Annotated in this window: 15 protein-coding genes; all 15 read left to right on the plus strand. The window is 54.8% G+C overall.

From position 1 onward, the window contains the following. Nucleotides 1-56: 56 nt before the first annotated feature. Nucleotides 57-320 (plus strand): Veg family protein, encoded by a 264-nt coding sequence (locus C6I21_RS14905; protein ID WP_105960281.1) that lies wholly within the window; start codon nt 57-59, stop codon nt 318-320. 147 nt (nt 321-467) lie between these two features. Further along, nucleotides 468-1,322, plus strand: coding sequence for a 4-(cytidine 5'-diphospho)-2-C-methyl-D-erythritol kinase (ispE, locus tag C6I21_RS14910; RefSeq protein ID WP_105960282.1), 855 nt, complete (start codon nt 468-470; stop codon nt 1,320-1,322). Between the two features lie 124 nt (nt 1,323-1,446). Then, nucleotides 1,447-2,280, plus strand: coding sequence for a pur operon repressor (gene purR / locus C6I21_RS14915; RefSeq protein WP_105960283.1), 834 nt, complete (start codon nt 1,447-1,449; stop codon nt 2,278-2,280). Nucleotides 2,281-2,604: 324 nt separating this feature from the next. Further along, entirely contained in the window at nt 2,605-2,895 is a 291-nt protein-coding gene (spoVG, locus tag C6I21_RS14920) for a septation regulator SpoVG (RefSeq protein ID WP_105960311.1), read from the plus strand. A 224-nt stretch (nt 2,896-3,119) separates the two neighbouring features. Next, nucleotides 3,120-4,484: a bifunctional UDP-N-acetylglucosamine diphosphorylase/glucosamine-1-phosphate N-acetyltransferase GlmU gene (glmU, locus tag C6I21_RS14925; protein WP_105960284.1), complete on the plus strand. Its 1,365-nt coding sequence runs from the start codon at nt 3,120-3,122 to the stop codon at nt 4,482-4,484. Between the two features lie 22 nt (nt 4,485-4,506). Continuing rightward, nucleotides 4,507-5,457, plus strand: a complete 951-nt coding sequence (locus tag C6I21_RS14930; protein WP_105960285.1) for a ribose-phosphate diphosphokinase — start codon at nt 4,507-4,509, stop codon at nt 5,455-5,457. A 115-nt stretch (nt 5,458-5,572) separates the two neighbouring features. Continuing rightward, entirely contained in the window at nt 5,573-6,226 is a 654-nt protein-coding gene (locus C6I21_RS14935; RefSeq protein WP_105960286.1) for a 50S ribosomal protein L25/general stress protein Ctc, read from the plus strand. Between the two features lie 188 nt (nt 6,227-6,414). Then, nucleotides 6,415-6,975 (plus strand): aminoacyl-tRNA hydrolase, encoded by a 561-nt coding sequence (pth, locus tag C6I21_RS14940; RefSeq protein WP_105960312.1) that lies wholly within the window; start codon nt 6,415-6,417, stop codon nt 6,973-6,975. 109 nt (nt 6,976-7,084) lie between these two features. After that, complete coding sequence (gene mfd / locus C6I21_RS14945) at nt 7,085-10,633, plus strand: transcription-repair coupling factor (RefSeq protein ID WP_105960287.1); 3,549 nt, start codon at nt 7,085-7,087, stop codon at nt 10,631-10,633. Continuing rightward, nucleotides 10,630-12,171 carry an oligosaccharide flippase family protein gene (locus C6I21_RS14950; protein WP_105960288.1) on the plus strand — a complete coding sequence of 514 codons (1,542 nt, stop codon included), beginning with the start codon at nt 10,630-10,632 and terminating at the stop codon, nt 12,169-12,171. The genes mfd and C6I21_RS14950 overlap by 4 nt, the downstream gene beginning before the upstream one ends. Then, nucleotides 12,172-13,629 carry a bifunctional methyltransferase/pyrophosphohydrolase YabN gene (gene yabN / locus C6I21_RS14955; protein ID WP_105960289.1) on the plus strand — a complete coding sequence of 486 codons (1,458 nt, stop codon included), beginning with the start codon at nt 12,172-12,174 and terminating at the stop codon, nt 13,627-13,629. Between the two features lie 15 nt (nt 13,630-13,644). Continuing rightward, nucleotides 13,645-13,905 (plus strand): RNA-binding S4 domain-containing protein, encoded by a 261-nt coding sequence (locus tag C6I21_RS14960; RefSeq protein WP_105960290.1) that lies wholly within the window; start codon nt 13,645-13,647, stop codon nt 13,903-13,905. An 85-nt stretch (nt 13,906-13,990) separates the two neighbouring features. Continuing rightward, on the plus strand, nt 13,991-14,377 hold the full coding sequence (locus C6I21_RS14965) for an FtsB family cell division protein (RefSeq protein WP_105960291.1): 387 nt from the start codon (nt 13,991-13,993) through the stop codon (nt 14,375-14,377). Between the two features lie 57 nt (nt 14,378-14,434). Further along, entirely contained in the window at nt 14,435-14,821 is a 387-nt protein-coding gene (locus C6I21_RS14970) for a S1 RNA-binding domain-containing protein (protein ID WP_181186275.1), read from the plus strand. Between the two features lie 81 nt (nt 14,822-14,902). Next, nucleotides 14,903-15,694: a threonine/serine exporter family protein gene (locus C6I21_RS14975; protein WP_105960293.1), complete on the plus strand. Its 792-nt coding sequence runs from the start codon at nt 14,903-14,905 to the stop codon at nt 15,692-15,694. Nucleotide 15,695 lies beyond the last annotated feature (1 nt).

The following is a 15,695-nucleotide window of genomic DNA, read 5'->3' on the forward strand; positions in this document are numbered from 1 at the left end:
TTTATTTGACTAAACCGCACTGCCGTTGTATAATCATGGTAAGTGAGGTGTCGTGGATGGCAAAAACGCTGGCCGAAATCAAACAGGCTCTGGAAGCGAACGTAGGCAAGAAAGTCACGATTCAGGCAAATGGAGGGCGTAAGAAAATGATTGAGCGCTCCGGCCTGCTGGAAAACATCTATCCGTCCGTTTTCACTGTAAAACTGGATAAGGACGAGTATTCCATTGAACGTCTGTCTTACAGTTACACCGATGTGCTAACAGAGACCGTGAAATTATCCGTTCCTGAAGACGCAGCAGAACCACAGTCCACCGTCTAATATGATTCGTCACCAGAAGCGCGCAGCCGGCATGACCGGCTGCGCGCTTCTGTGTGCCGCGGCGCTTTCTCTGCATTAGGTATGGAGCAGCGTCTTTGTTAGTGATAGAATAGCTAAAGCACAAGAACTTGGAGAAGGTGATCAGAAGTGGAGAGCAGAACGGTGAAGGCACCGGCTAAAATAAATTTGACGCTTGATGTCCAGCATAAGCGTGCCGACGGCTTTCACGAAGTAGAGATGGTGATGACGACGGTTGATCTGGCAGACCGTGTGGAATTAAAAAAACGAAAAGACAGCCGGATCACCGTCCGGTCGGACAATGGATTTCTTCCGGTGGATAAAACGAATCTGGCCTACCAGGCGGCTTCCGTACTGCAGCAGACGTATGCACCGGAAATGGGTGTAGATATTTACATTGAAAAAAAGATTCCGGTCTCCGCCGGGCTTGCAGGAGGCAGCACAGATGCCGCAGCGGTTCTCCGCGGATTGAATGACCTCTGGCATCTCGGCCTTTCCACCGGAACGCTCGCTGATCACGGAGCCGTCATCGGGTCGGACGTGCCGTTCTGCGTATACGGAAAAACGGCTGTTGCCCGGGGCCGCGGGGAGAAGCTGACCTTTCTTCCGGCGCCGCCTCCATGCTGGGTCGTTTTAGCGAAACCTGCTGCCGGCGTTTCGACAAAATCGATTTATCAACGGCTGCAGCTGGAGACAATGAAACATCCCGATACGGATGGGATGATCCGATCCATTGAACGCGGAGATTTCTCCGGTATCTGCCGACGTCTGGAAAACGTGATGGAAGAAGCGACGTTTGCATTGGAGCCGGAAGTGGAAGTAATCAAGCGCCGCCTTCAGCAGTATGGCGCAGAAGGCGTGGTCATGAGCGGCAGCGGCCCGACAGTGTTTGCGCTGAGCCGCTCCCAGTCGCGGGCAGAGCGGCTGTACAACGGCCTGAAAGGCTTTATGGATAACGTGCACGTCGTGCGGATGCTCGGCTGACGTACAGCCGAAATATACGGAACAGATCGCTTCCGGGTTGTTTTTTCTGCATGCCTCCTTGTGAAACACGGATATAAATGGTATATTACTCGTAAAACATTCGGATTTTGCAGGAGGAGTGCAGATGAAATACCGCCGCAGCGGACGATTAATAGATATGACCGAATACCTGCTCCGGCATCCGCATCAGTCGGTATCGTTAACGTTTTTTTCCGAACGTTATGGAGCAGCGAAGTCATCGGTGAGTGAAGATATCGGTATTATTAAAGAAGTATTTGAGCAGAAGGGAATTGGCAGGCTTGCGACGTCCGCCGGGGTGACCGGAGGAGTTCTTTTCGTGCCGACGATGACAGATGAGGCATCGGAGGCGCTCGTTCAGGATATCTGCCGCCAGCTGGAGGAGCCATCCCGTGTCCTGCCGGGCGGCTATTTATATATGATGGATATTATCGGAGACCCGGAGCGGATGCAGCAGCTCGGCCGTATTTTTGCTTCTTATTTCCACGGCTCCGGAGCCGACGTCGTGATGACGATGGCGACAAAGGGGATTCCGCTGGCATACGCAGTCGCTTCCCAGCTCCATCTTCCCGTCGCCATCGTCCGCCACGAGCAGCGGGTGACAGAAGGATCGCTCGTCAGCATTAATTACGTGTCCGGATCCTCCCGGAGAATTCAGACGATGTCTCTTTCCAAACGGAGCTTGAAGGAAGGATCACGCGTACTGATCATCGACGACTTTATGAAAGCCGGCGGCACGATCCGCGGCATGATGGATCTGACCGAGGAGTTCCAGTCCAGCGTTGTCGGCGCAGGGGTTCTCATGGAGGCTGTGCACGAGCACGAGAAACTCGTTGAGGACTATGTCTCACTGATGCAGCTGTCCGGCGTGGACGCGCGGGGACGCCGCATTGACGTCGGTCCGGGCTCCATGTTTCATCACGCAGCACAGTACGAATAAGAGAAAATAGGAACCTGCCGGCCGGCTGTGCCTGCGGGTTTTTTTATATCAGGAAGCAGTACTTCGAATAAAATGACCGGAAACGTACGGCTGTCACAGGTTTAAAACGAGAACGCGGGCACGCCCGGAAACGGACAGCCGATGTCCAGAACTCTCCAACGGGCGGGAAATGCGGAGCGTTATTTTCCGGTTGAAGACGTAAAAACCAAAAAAAGTATAAAAAATAATGATTTTTTAGGTAAGGAAGCAGGAATCTGTCACTTTGTATCGAATTTTATAAAGAACGGTGCAGTTTATTCTTTCATAGAAAAGGTGGTGGGAGACATGGAAGTAACGGACGTAAGACTTCGGCGGGTCCAGACAGAGGGGCGCATGCGCGCAATCGCTTCGATCACGCTCGATGATGAATTTGTCGTGCACGATATCCGTGTCATTGACGGGAATAATGGGATGTTTGTCGCAATGCCGAGTAAGCGGACGCCGGACGGGGAGTTCCGCGATATTGCTCATCCGATATCGTCCAGGTCACGCGAAAAAATACAAGGTGCGGTACTGCATGCTTATGAAGAAGCAGAAGCGTCTCCGAATGAATATGAGGGAGCCAGCACAACGTAATCCACATGTATCCCTAGACGTCTGCAGTCCGGCTGAATGGTCGGGCTTTTTTGCTTTGGGAGATATTTTCATCGTTCTGTGACCGGCTCCGGGCGTTACCCCGGCGCGGCGGGGCCCAGGAAAGCATCACAGGGAATCCGCCCTGTTCTGCCGCTGACGCCTTGAAATAAAGGCGGATATAAGATATATTCATAGAGGAAAATCAGGCCGTGGAGGGTATCTATATGACAAATCGATTCGCCGTAGTTCTGGCTGCGGGTAAAGGAACACGTATGAAATCGGAACTTTACAAAGTGCTTCATCCCGTCGGCGGCAAGCCGATGGTCGAACATGTCGTTGATCAGCTTCAGAACTGCAGCGTGGATGATATTGTCACGATCGTCGGGCACGGGGCAGAGCGGGTAAAAGACCAGCTCGGAGAGAAAAGCAGCTACGCCCTTCAGGCAGAGCAGCTCGGGACAGGCCATGCCGTCATGCAGGCGGAATCGGTATTAAGCGGCCGGAGCGGCACCACGCTCGTCGTCTGCGGGGACACTCCGCTTCTGACGGCAGAAACACTTGAGTCCGTCCTCGTCCACCACGAACAATCCGGAGCGAAGGCGACGATTCTTACCGCCCATGCAGACGATCCTTCCGGATACGGCCGGGTCCTCCGAGGAGATGGCGGCCAGGTGGAGAAAATCGTCGAGCAGAAAGATGCCTCAGACGAGGAGAAGCGCGTGCAGGAAATCAACACCGGAACGTACTGCTTTGATAACGAAGCCCTTTTCACCGCCCTGCAGCAGGTCGGCAATGACAACTCCCAGGGGGAATATTACCTGCCGGATGTGATCGAAATTCTGCAGAAACAGGGCGAGATCGTCGCTGCGTGGCAGAGTGACGATTTCCATGAAACAATGGGCGTCAACGACCGCGTCGCGCTTTCCGAAGCGGAAAAATGGTTTAAAAAACGTACGAACACCTACTGGATGCGCGAGGGAGTAACGCTCATCGACCCAGAGCAGACCTACATCGGCGCAGACGTACGCATCGGCCGGGACACGGTACTCGAGCCGGGAACCATCTTAAGCGGCAGCGTGGAGATCGGCAGTGGATGCCGGATCGGCCCGCATACCGAAATTAAAAACAGCCGCATCCAGGACGACAGCGTCATCCGCCAGTCCGTCGTACACGACAGCGATGTAGGCCGCCGCGTATCTATCGGCCCGTTCGCACACCTCCGTCCGGAAACGTCCCTTGGCGACGACGTGCGCGTCGGCAACTTCGTCGAGCTGAAAAAAATGACGATGGGGAACAAGAGCAAAGCCTCCCACTTAAGCTATCTCGGCGATGCAGAGATCGGCTCCGGCGTGAATGTCGGCTGCGGTTCGATTACCGTGAATTATGATGGAAAAAATAAATTCAAAACGACGATTGAAGATGATGCCTTTATCGGCTGCAATTCCAATCTGATTGCACCGGTTACTGTCGGAAGCGGCGCGTATATCGCAGCCGGATCCACCATTACCGATGATGTGCCGAAAGAGGCACTGGGAATTGCGAGAGAGCGTCAGACCAACAAAGAAGGATACGCCCGGAAAAACGACTAATATTATAATTGGAGGCATCGTCATGGCCCAGTATCAGGACAGCAATCTGAAAGTATTCACGCTGAGCTCCAATCCGGATCTCGCTTATGAAATTACAAAAGAAATCGGTGTGCCGATGGGGAAAAGCTCTGTGCAGCGTTTCAGTGACGGCGAAATCCAGATTAATATTGAAGAAAGCATCCGCGGCTGTGACATCTACGTCATTCAGTCTACGTCTTCGCCGGCAAATGAGCACATTATGGAGCTGTTGATCATGATCGACGCCTTAAAACGTGCTTCCGCCCGGACGATTAACATTGTGCTTCCCTATTACGGCTATGCCCGTCAGGACCGGAAAGCACGCTCCCGCGAGCCGATTACAGCCAAGCTTGTAGCGAACCTGCTCGAGACTGCGGGTGCAACGCGTGTGATTACGCTGGATCTGCATGCCACCCAGATTCAGGGCTTTTTCGATATTCCAGTGGATCAGCTCGTCGGTGTGCCGATTCTTGCGGAGTACTTTGAAGAGAAGGAACTCGAAGACATCGTCGTCGTTTCCCCGGACCACGGCGGGGTAGTCCGTGCGAGAAAGCTTGCCGACCGCCTGAAGGCTCCGATTGCGATCATCGATAAGCGCCGGCCGAAGCCGAACATGGCCGAAGTGATGAATATCGTCGGGAATATTGAAGGGCGCACGGCGATTATTATCGATGATATTATTGATACTGCCGGCACGATGTCGCTTGCGGCAAACGCCATGGTGGAAAACGGTGCGAAAGCCGTCTACGCCTGCAGCACGCATCCGGTTCTTTCCGGACCGGCCGTGGAGCGGATCCAGAATTCCAAGCTGGAAGAGCTTGTCATCACGAACTCCATTCCACTCCCGGAAGATAAAAACATTCCAAAGATTAAACAGCTGTCCGTGGCTCCTTTAATTGCCAAGGCCATTATCCACGTCCACGAGCAGCGTTCCGTCAGCCGTCTGTTTGACTGATCTGGAGCGGCAGAGGAAAAAAAGAAGGTTCCCCTTGAAAAAAGATGTTTTATTGAATTATAATGGGGGAAGGTGCATTTAGGATCTGAAAAAATCGATGAGGTGATTAGAAGTTATGGTTACAGTGTTGAAAGCAGCTGTACGGGAAGATTTTAAAAAATCCCGACTGACAAAAACGCGCCAGCAGGGAAATATCCCGGCTGTTGTTTATGGTAAAAAGATGGAAAGCAAAGCGATCGCGGTAGATGAGATTGATTTCATCAAAACGATGCGTGAAGAAGGAAAGACCGGCGTATTCAAGCTGGAAATCGACGGTCAGCAGACAGATGTCATGATCTACGACTACCAGTTTGACACAATGAAAAACGAAGTTGTCCACGTGGACTTCTACGCAGCGGACATGAACGTGGAAATGGACGCAGACGTACCAGTACACGTAGACGGCGAAGCGCCGGGTGTGAAAGAAGGCGGCGTCCTTCAGCAGGCAGTATACGAGCTTTCTGTACGCGCCCTTCCACAGCAGCTTCCGGACCAGATCAACGTGAACGTTGAAGAGCTCGAAATGAACGGCTCTATTCTCGTAAAAGACCTGAAATCAGGCGCGAACTACGAGTTCAACAACGATCCGGAAGAAGTCGTTGTTTCCATCACGCCTCCGGACGAAGAGCCGGAAGAGCCGGAAGTGGAAACAGACGAAGAGCCGGAACTCGTGGATGAAGAGAGCGGCGACGGCGAAGAGCAGACAGACTCCGAAGAGTCAAACGAATAATCAGACACAAGGATTCATGAGAAATGCGCCCGTTTCCGCATCTGCGGACAGCGATGCATGCGAAAGCCCGTTGGAAGCTACCTTCTAACGGGCTTGTGTCGTAGGGCGGGAAGACCGGAAGAGGAGGAGCAGCTGTGTGGAATCCATTTCGAAAGCACCGCGCTCCCGATATTGAAGGAGCGGAGAGCATGAAAGTGGTTGTCGGGCTCGGGAATCCGGGCCGCAAGTATGAACGCACCCGGCATAATGTCGGTTTTGAAACAATTGACCTTCTGGAGAAAAAGTGGAATACCCCGGTGAAAGAAGAGAAGTTTAAAGGGGTGTACGGCGTGGAAAGGAACGGTACAGAGAAAATCGTCCTTTTAAAGCCGATGACGTACATGAACCTTTCCGGGGAATCAGTCAGTGCATTGATGAACTATTACAACGTGGAACCCGAAGATCTGCTCGTCATTTACGACGATCTCGATCTTGAACCAGGGCGCATCCGGCTGCGGCAGAAAGGCAGTGCCGGAGGTCATAATGGTATGAAATCCATTATTAAACACCTCGGCACCGAGCACTTCAACCGGATCCGCATCGGCGTCGGCCGGCCGGAGCCGGGAAAACCGGTGCCGGACTACGTGCTCGGCACCTTCCCGCCGGATGAACGTCCGGACGTTGATGAGGCCGAAGTGCGTGCTGCAGAAGCAGTCGACGCCTGGAAGGATAAACCGTTTCTCCAGGTGATGAATGAATTTAACGGATAAAAATGGAATGAAACCGGAACGGGGACGAGAAGGGTGGATCGATGCCGCACAGACGGCAGACCGATCGACCCTCTGTACCCGTCGGTAAACAGAAAGGGTGAACGGGACGGTGAGAGGCCTTCTCGAACAAGTCAAAGAAGCAGAGGATATTCAAACAGCCCTGTCGGAAAGCGGTGACCAGCTGATCAGCGGAGTAACCGGTTCGGCCAGGGCCTTTCTGGCGGCTGCAGCATATGAGAAAACCGGGCGGTCCCAGCTTGTCGTGGCACACAACCTGCTGCAGGCACAGAAAATGCACGACGATCTGGCAACTCTTCTCGGAGAGGAGCACGTCTTTCTCTATCCGGTCAACGAATTGATTTCAGCAGAAGTGGCTGTTGCCAGCCCCGAACTGAGAGGACAGCGTATTGAGGCACTGAATCACTGGGCCGCCGGAAAGAATGGCATTCTCGTCACACCGGCTGCCGGTATGCGGCGCCTGCTTCCTCCACCTGAAAAGTGGAAAACAGCGCAGGTGACGATTGAACAGGGGAAAGATCTCGACACGGATCATTTATTTGCTTCTCTCGCAGCCTCCGGATTCCACCGGAACGATATGGTCGGCGCTCCGGGGGAATTCAGCGTCCGCGGGGGGATTATCGATATTTACCCGCTGACCGAATCCCACCCGGTACGGATTGAGCTGTTTGATACCGAAGTCGACTCCCTCCGCTATTTTGATGTGGAGTCGCAGCGCTCACTCGAACAAATCGAGGAGATCGTCATCGGTCCGGCCCGTGAGATTCTTCTGGAAGAAAAGGATTTTGAGCGGGGAGCCGGAGAATTGGAGAAAAAGCTTTCGGACAGCCTGAAAACAGGGAGTGATGACACGCTCAACGAACAGCTCTCCGAGTATGTCCGCGGTGAAATCGAGCAGCTGCGCCAAAAGCAGACGTTTGATTCCATGTACAAATATATGTCGCTGTTTTACGAAAAAACGTATACATTACTGGACTATTTCCCGGAGGATGCTTCCCTGATCGTCGATGAACCGAGCCGGGTGCTTGAAGTCATTGAGAACCTGGAAAGAGAAGAAGCAGACTGGCAGACAACGATGCTTTCCCAGGGACATATTCCCCGGGAAATAACGATGTCGATTTCCTGGGATGATGTCATGCACGCGAAGATGCGGAAAGTGTACTTCTCGCTGTTCGTCCGCCAGATTCCGGGGACGACGATCGAGCGGAACACGAACCTGCAGACCAAATCCATGCAGCAGTTTCATGGCCAGATGAATGTCCTGCAGCCGGAGCTGAAGCGGTGGAAGGAAAATCAAAGTGCTGTCATTTTTGCCTGCGCAGATGAAGAGCGTGCCGAGCGCCTGCAGCGGGTGCTGCATGATTACGATATGGAGGCAGCTGTCGTGAAGCCGGATACGCCCCCTGCCTACGGCCAGGCACAGATCGTCCCGTCGGTCGTCGGCAGCGGTTTTGAACTGCCGCTTGAGAAACTGGTGCTCATTACCGAAGAGGAAGTGTTTACGAAGAAAACGCCGAAGAAGCCGAAGCGGCGCACGCAGAAGCTTTCCAACGCCGAGCGGATTAAAAGCTATTCCGAACTGAATGTCGGCGACTGGGTCGTGCATGTCAATCACGGGATCGGGAAATATCTCGGCATCGAAACACTTCAGGTTGGTGACGTGCACAAAGACTATATGCACATTTCCTATGCAGGAAACGACAAGCTTTACGTTCCGGTCGAGCAGATCGATCAGGTGCAGAAATATGTCGGATCCGATGAAAAAGAGCCGAAGCTGTACTCGCTCGGAGGCAGCGAATGGAAGAAAGTGAAGTCGCGCGTCCGGAATTCGGTTCAGGATATCGCCGATGATCTGATTAAGCTGTACGCCGAGCGCGAGCAGTCCCGCGGCCATGCTTTTTCCCGGGACAGCATCGAGCAGCAGGAATTTGAAGCGGCCTTTCCATATCAGGAAACGGAAGACCAGATCCGGGCGATTGGAGAAATCAAAGAAGACATGGAACGCGGCCGTCCGATGGACCGCCTTCTCTGCGGGGATGTCGGCTACGGGAAAACAGAAGTGGCTCTGCGTGCTGCGTTTAAAGCATTGATGGACGGCAAGCAGGTGGCGATTCTCGTCCCGACGACGATTCTTGCCCAGCAGCACTATGAAACGATCCGGGAGCGGTTCCAGGACTTCCCGGTAAACACAGCGCTTCTCAGCCGCTTCCGCACGAGAAAACAGATAAAAGAAACCTCGGAGGGGCTGAAAAAAGGCAGCATCGATATCGTTGTCGGCACCCACCGCCTGTTATCGAAAGACATTGAATTTAACGAACTCGGTCTGCTCGTCGTCGATGAGGAGCAGCGGTTTGGTGTCACGCATAAAGAAAAGATCAAACAGCTGAAAGCAAACGTCGACGTGCTGACGCTTACCGCGACGCCGATTCCACGGACGCTGCACATGTCGATGCTCGGCGTGCGTGATCTTTCCGTTATTGAAACACCGCCGGAAAACCGTTTCCCGGTGCAGACGTACGTGGTGGAATACAACGATGCCCTGACGCGGGAGGCGATCGAGCGGGAACTTGCGCGCGGCGGGCAGGTATTCCTGCTCTACAACCGGGTGGAGGATATTGAATCGGTCGCCGACCGCATTTCCATGCTCGTTCCGGATGCGTCGGTGCGTTTCGCGCACGGCCGGATGACGGAAACCGAACTGGAGTCGGTCATGGTCGACTTTCTGGAAGGGGAAGCGGATGTACTCGTGACGACGACCATCATCGAAACCGGCGTCGATATTCCGAACGTGAATACGCTCATTATTCATAATGCCGACCGGATGGGTCTCTCCCAGCTGTACCAGCTGCGCGGACGGGTCGGCCGCTCGAGCCGGATTGCGTATGCTTACTTCACCCACCAGCGGGACAAAGTGCTGTCGGAAGTAGCGGAACACCGGCTTCAGTCGATGAAAGAATTTACCGAGCTAGGCTCCGGCTTCAAAATCGCCATGCGCGATTTGTCGATCCGAGGTGCCGGCAACCTTCTCGGCGCAGAGCAGCACGGATTTATTGCCTCTGTCGGGTTCGACCTTTACTCGCAGATGCTGAAAGAAGCGATTGATGAGCGGAAGGAAGAAATCGACCGGAAAGCCGGAAAAGAACCGGAACAGCCGAAAGCGCCGGAGCTGGAGCTTGATATTCAGGTCGATGCCTACCTGCCGGAGAGCTATATTCCGGATTCGCGTCAGAAAATCGACATGTATAAACGGTTCCGCGGGCTGCAGACGATGGAAGAGCTCCGGGATCTGCAGGATGAAATGATCGACCGCTTCGGGGAGTACCCGGATGAAGTAGATTATTTATTCTCCGTCTCCAAAATTAAGCTTCTTGCCCGGGATTACGGTGTGGAGAAGGTTAGTGAAAAGCAGCAGGTGTGCCGCATGTCGATCAGCGAGGAGATGACGTCACGGATTGATGGTTCCAAGCTGTTTACACTCGTCAATAAACTGTCCCGTCATCTGTCGCTTGCGATGGAAGGGAAGCAGATAACCGTCCACTTGAAAACGAAGCCGCTCGATGACGGGACGTACCTGTCCCTTCTCGTCCGCGTGCTCGAGCAGCTTCCGGACGTACGGAAAGACGAGCCGGTCAACGCATGACAGAGCAGAAACGGGCCGGAGGATGGCTCGCCTCCGCCGCGGTCCTTTCTGCCGCCGCGCTTGCCGCCAAGGGATTAAGTGCCGTATATAAAGTACCGTACCAGCAGCTCACCGGCGATCTCGGCTTTTATGTCTATCAGCAGGTGTACCCGCTGTACGGGCTGGTGCTCGTCATCGGCACGTACGGCATTCCGCTTGTTATCGCATCTGCTGTGCAGCAGAAAAAAGACAGCGCCCATCTGCTTGCGCCGTTTTATTTCCGGATTCTCTTCCTCCTTTTTGCCGCTCTTGGCATCCTGCTTCTTGTGCAGGCGCCGGTGCTTGCCGGCTGGATGGGAGATGACAGGCTGACGCCGGCACTCCGACTGATGGGGCTGCCTTTCTTCTTTCTGCCGGCCCAGGCCGTATGGCGCGGCATGGCCCAGGGGGAGGGACGGACGATGCCGACGGCACTGTCCCAGGTGAGCGAGCAGCTCGTACGGGTGATCGTCATTCTGGCGGCTGCCTGGACGGCGATGGCTGTCGCAGGCCCGTATGCCGCCGGGTTATCCGCCGGTATCGGTGCCGCTGCAGGGGGAGCCGTCTCCCTGATCGTACTAAAGCGGAGCAGTGCTTTCTCCGGGAGTCTCACTAGGCGGGAGCCGCTTCCGCCGCATGCAGCCAGAGAAGCAGGGAAACTTCTCTGGCACGGTTTTCTCGTGTCTGCCGGTGCACTGCTTCTTGTCCTGCTTCAGCTCGTGGATGCATTCACGCTCGTGAACCTGCTTGCCGTGCCGGATGCGGTCATTGCAAAAGGTACCTATGACCGCGGCTGGCCGCTGATTCAGACCGGTGCGGTGGTAACGACGGTTTTTTCCTATGCTGCTGTTCCGGTCGTCGCCTTTTACGCGGCAGCAGGTGATCCGCGTGCGTGGGTGGAGTCGGCCCGCGCTGTCAAATTTGCCGTTGTGTTCGGAAGCGCCGCTTCAGCCGGACTGGCAGTGATTATGCCGTGGCTGAACCCGGGGCTGTTTCAGACGGCAGCCGCGCAGCAGGAGCTTACGGTGCTGTCGCTTTCCGTTCTTCCGGCAGCTGTATTTATGACTTCCGCTGCGCTGCTTCATGCAGCCGGGCGCACCCTGGAGGCAGCTGCTGTGCTTGGTGCAGCGCTTGCTGTAAAGGGTGTGCTGCAGTACGCTCTCGTTCCCGTATACGGAGTCATGGGAGCGGCCTGGGCAACGACACTTGCCGCGTCCGCTGCAGGTGCCGGAGGACTTCTTCTTTTGTGGAGAAAGCTCCCCGGAGTGGCTGGAAAGCGCGCCATGATGGCAGCAGCGTCTCTTGCAGGCATGGGTGCCGGAGCACGGGTGACAGCTTCGGCCACTGCATCGGTGCTGCCGGATCTCGCTGCGGCGGTTCTTGCGTCAGCAGTGGGCGCATGTCTTTACATTGTCCTGCTCTGGTACCTGCGTGTATTTACAGAAGAAGAATGGCAGGCACTGCCGAAACTGCCGTCGCTGCTTCCATACCGCAGTGCGCGGACTAAAGGAGAGAGATGAATGAATCAACCACATATTACGATCGTCGGGCTCGGACCCGGCGGAATGGATCAGCTGTCCCTCGGGACGTACCGTCTTCTTGAGCAGGCCGGGCACCGGTATTTCCGCACGGCTCATCACCCGGCAGCGCGTGAGCTGGAAGCGGAGGGGATGACGTTTACCTCCTACGACAGCCTGTACGAAAACGCCGTCTCGTTTGAAGAGGTGTATCCGGCGGTTGCAGAGAGCGTGATGAAGGAAGCAGAGAAACACGGTTCCATCGTCTATGCCGTTCCCGGACATCCGCTGACAGCGGAAATGACCGTGCAGCTTCTGCTGCGCCAGCCGGCCGTGCCGGTGGAGATTGCCGGCGGCCAGAGCTTTCTGGACCCAATGTTTCAGGCGCTCGGCGTGGACCCGAACGACGGGTTTCAGCTCGTTGACGGAACGTCGTTTTCCGCGGAATCGCTTGATAAACTGTCCCATCTAATTATCAGTCAGGTGTACGATGAACAGAGTGCCTCCGGGGTGAAGCTGCAGCTCATGGAAACGTATCCGGATGATTACCCGGTGACGATCGTGACCGCGGCGGGATCCCGGGAGGAGTCGATTCTTCAGGTGCCGCTGTATGAGCTCGACCGGGCGGTGACGCAGAATAATCTGACAGCGGTCTATGTACCGCCGGTGGAGGATGAAACGATCCGCTACCGCGATTTCCCGATGCTCCGGGATGTCATCCGCATTCTGCGCAGTCCGGAAGGGTGCCCGTGGGACCGGAAACAGACGCATGAATCGCTGAAGCGCTATGCGGTGGAAGAAGTATACGAGCTTCTGGAGGCAATCGATGAGCAGGATGACGATCATATTGTCGAAGAGCTCGGCGATGTGCTGCTGCAGGTCATGCTCCACGCGCAGATCGGAGAGGACAACGGCTACTTTGACGTATCGGATGTCATCGAACATGTGACAGAAAAGATGATTCGGCGTCATCCGCACGTTTTCGGTGAAGAGAAGGCGGAAGATGCGGAGAAGGTGCTTCAGAACTGGGAGGCGATCAAGCAGCAGGAGAAGCAGGGCGGGAAACGGGAATCCCGTCTCGATGGAATTCCGCAGGCACTTCCGGGACTGCTCCGTGCGCTGAAAATCCAGAAGAAAGCGGCGAAGGCAGGCTTTGACTGGGGCGACGAAGGGCCGATGTGGCAGAAAGTCGAAGAAGAAATTGCGGAATGGAAAGAAGAAGAAAAAGCAGGAAATGAGCAGGCAGCTGCCGAAGAATTAGGAGACGTGCTTTTTGCACTGGTCAATGTAGCCAGAAGCCGCGGCATCGATCCGGAGGAAGCGCTGCAGCAGACGAACCGCAAGTTTTCCAGGAGGTTCCGTTATATCGAATCCAGTCTGGATAGCGAAGGGCGGACCATGGAAGAAGAGACACTTGACGACCTCGACCAGCTCTGGGAAAAAGCGAAAACTGAAGAATAAGCAGGTGAAATCATCATGAGACTCGATAAATATTTGAAGGTGTCCCGGCTCATCAAACGCCGGACGATGGCGAAAGAAGTAGCAGGACAGGGCCGCGTGCTCATTAACGGAAATAAAGCAAAAGCAGGGAGCGAAGTATCCCCCGGGGACGAGCTGACAATCCAATTCGGCCAGAAGACGGTCACAGCACGCGTCCTCCGGACAGAAGGAGCGGCGAAAAAAGAGGAAGCTGCCACATTCTACGAAATTATTTCCGAAGAGCGTGCAGGCGAATAGTCTCTTGCCGCGGCACGGCTGCAAAGGGTATGATAAAGGATATATGCAGATAGTCAGAACGAGACAGAGCGGAGGAGGATGACGCATGAAGGAGAAACCATCATCACAGGTGCGCCGGCTGACAACCGAGTATGTCGAGCGGAAAGAAGAGCAGGAAGAGCACCAGCGCCGGCGGATGCGCGGGTTAAAGCGGAGGCTGACGGCGTTCGCTGTTGTGATGGCCTTCGTGCTCATCAGTACGTCCGTCATTTTATTTCAGCAGCATCAGACGCTGAATCAGAGTGAGCAGGAACAGCTCCAGCTCGAAGAACAGCTCGCACAGCTGGAGGCAGACGAAGCAGATCTGAAAAATGAAATTGAACTTCTGCATGACAATGAATACATAGGAGAACTGGCGCGGAGGGATTATATGCTCTCGAGACCGGGAGAGACACTGTTCCAGCTGCCGCGGTCCCAGATGGTTGACGAATAACCGGTTCCTCCGTATGCTTTAGGCAGCAGGAGAATGCCTTACTGGAGGAAACAGGATATGACGATCAAAACAGGCCGCACCTACACAGGTACGGTGACAGGCACAGCAAAGTTCGGACTTTTTGTCGAACTTCCGGACGGCAGGGACGGACTGGTTCATATCAGTGAAGCGGCGGAAGGATTTGTCCGCAGTGTCAGACAGGCGGCTTCCAAAGGAGATACCGTCCGGGTGCGTGTTCTCTCGGATGACGGGGAGCGCATCAGTCTTTCCATGCGGCAGGCTTCCCCCGCACCACCGGAACGGACGCCGGAAGAAGTCGAGTCGCACGCCTATGAAACCGCCGCCCGCGCGGAAGAAAAACTTGAAGCACTCACTGTCCGTCTGGAAGAGCAGGAGAACAGACTCCGGCTGTACCAGCCGGATGCGGTGCAGACAAAGGAATAACAGAAAGGATGTCCCGCCGAATGGCCGGCAGACATCCTTTCTGTGTGTCTGAAGTCTGAACAGGAAGGGAGGGGACCGAGGATGACCCCGGAATGGACAAAAGAAACCGCCCTTGGAGCGAAAGCGGACAAAGTGATGGACGTCTGTCTTCTGGCCGGCGAGATTATGCTGACCTACGGTGCTGAAACGTATCGTGTGGAGGAAACGATCGAGCGGATGGCAGAGGCAGCAGGATTTACGAATGTCCACTGCTTTTCCACAACGACGGGGATTTTCCTGTCCTTTGAAGAAGAGAAGGGCAAGGGGGATCTGATGCAGATGGTTCGTGTCGACGACCGGATGCAGGATTTAAATAAGGTAACCGAAGTCAACCAGGTATCCCGCGAGTTTACAGGCGGCTTTTTAACCGTACAGGAAGCCGAGCGCCGCCTCGAGGAGATTATCGAAGCGAAAATCCAGTATCCGATCTGGCTGATCCACATCGGCTCCGGTGTCGCAGGCGGCGGCTTTTCGTACTTATTCGGCGGCGGTCTCTTCGATTTAATCCCCGCTTTTTTTGCTGCGGTTATTGCGAGCGTGACGCTCGTGCAGATCGAAGGTTACTTGAAGGTCCGTTTCGCCTCGGAGCTTGCGGCCGCATTTGCCGGAAGCACGTCGGCGATCGCCTTTGTAGCGCTCGGTCTCGGCAGCAGCATGGATCAGGTCATTATCGGCTCACTCATGCCGCTCGTTCCAGGCGTCCCGCTTACCAATGCCGTGCGCGATCTCCTCTCCGGTGATCTTCTCGCCGGCATCAGCCGCGGGGTGGAGGCACTGTTAACGTCGCTTTCGATTGCGAGCGGCGTGGCGCTTGCCGTATCGATATTTTTATAAA

It is taken from the genome of Alkalicoccus urumqiensis, assembly GCF_002993335.1.
Lineage (GTDB): Bacteria > Bacillota > Bacilli > Bacillales > Salisediminibacteriaceae > Alkalicoccus > Alkalicoccus urumqiensis.

Bases quoted from the DNA above. Each gene is read 5' to 3' on its own strand.
- C6I21_RS14905 (WP_105960281.1), top strand. From the start codon at position 57: ATGGCAAAAACGCTGGCCGAAATCAAACAGGCTCTGGAAGCGAACGTA.
- purR (WP_105960283.1), top strand. From the start codon at position 1,447: ATGAAATACCGCCGCAGCGGACGATTAATAGATATGACCGAATACCTG.
- spoVG (WP_105960311.1), top strand. From the start codon at position 2,605: ATGGAAGTAACGGACGTAAGACTTCGGCGGGTCCAGACAGAGGGGCGC.
- glmU (WP_105960284.1), top strand. From the start codon at position 3,120: ATGACAAATCGATTCGCCGTAGTTCTGGCTGCGGGTAAAGGAACACGT.
- C6I21_RS14930 (WP_105960285.1), top strand. From the start codon at position 4,507: ATGGCCCAGTATCAGGACAGCAATCTGAAAGTATTCACGCTGAGCTCC.
- C6I21_RS14935 (WP_105960286.1), top strand. From the start codon at position 5,573: ATGGTTACAGTGTTGAAAGCAGCTGTACGGGAAGATTTTAAAAAATCC.
- pth (WP_105960312.1), top strand. From the start codon at position 6,415: ATGAAAGTGGTTGTCGGGCTCGGGAATCCGGGCCGCAAGTATGAACGC.
- C6I21_RS14950 (WP_105960288.1), top strand. From the start codon at position 10,630: ATGACAGAGCAGAAACGGGCCGGAGGATGGCTCGCCTCCGCCGCGGTC.
- yabN (WP_105960289.1), top strand. From the start codon at position 12,172: ATGAATCAACCACATATTACGATCGTCGGGCTCGGACCCGGCGGAATG.
- C6I21_RS14960 (WP_105960290.1), top strand. From the start codon at position 13,645: ATGAGACTCGATAAATATTTGAAGGTGTCCCGGCTCATCAAACGCCGG.
- C6I21_RS14965 (WP_105960291.1), top strand. From the start codon at position 13,991: ATGAAGGAGAAACCATCATCACAGGTGCGCCGGCTGACAACCGAGTAT.
- C6I21_RS14970 (WP_181186275.1), top strand. From the start codon at position 14,435: ATGACGATCAAAACAGGCCGCACCTACACAGGTACGGTGACAGGCACA.
- C6I21_RS14975 (WP_105960293.1), top strand. From the start codon at position 14,903: ATGACCCCGGAATGGACAAAAGAAACCGCCCTTGGAGCGAAAGCGGAC.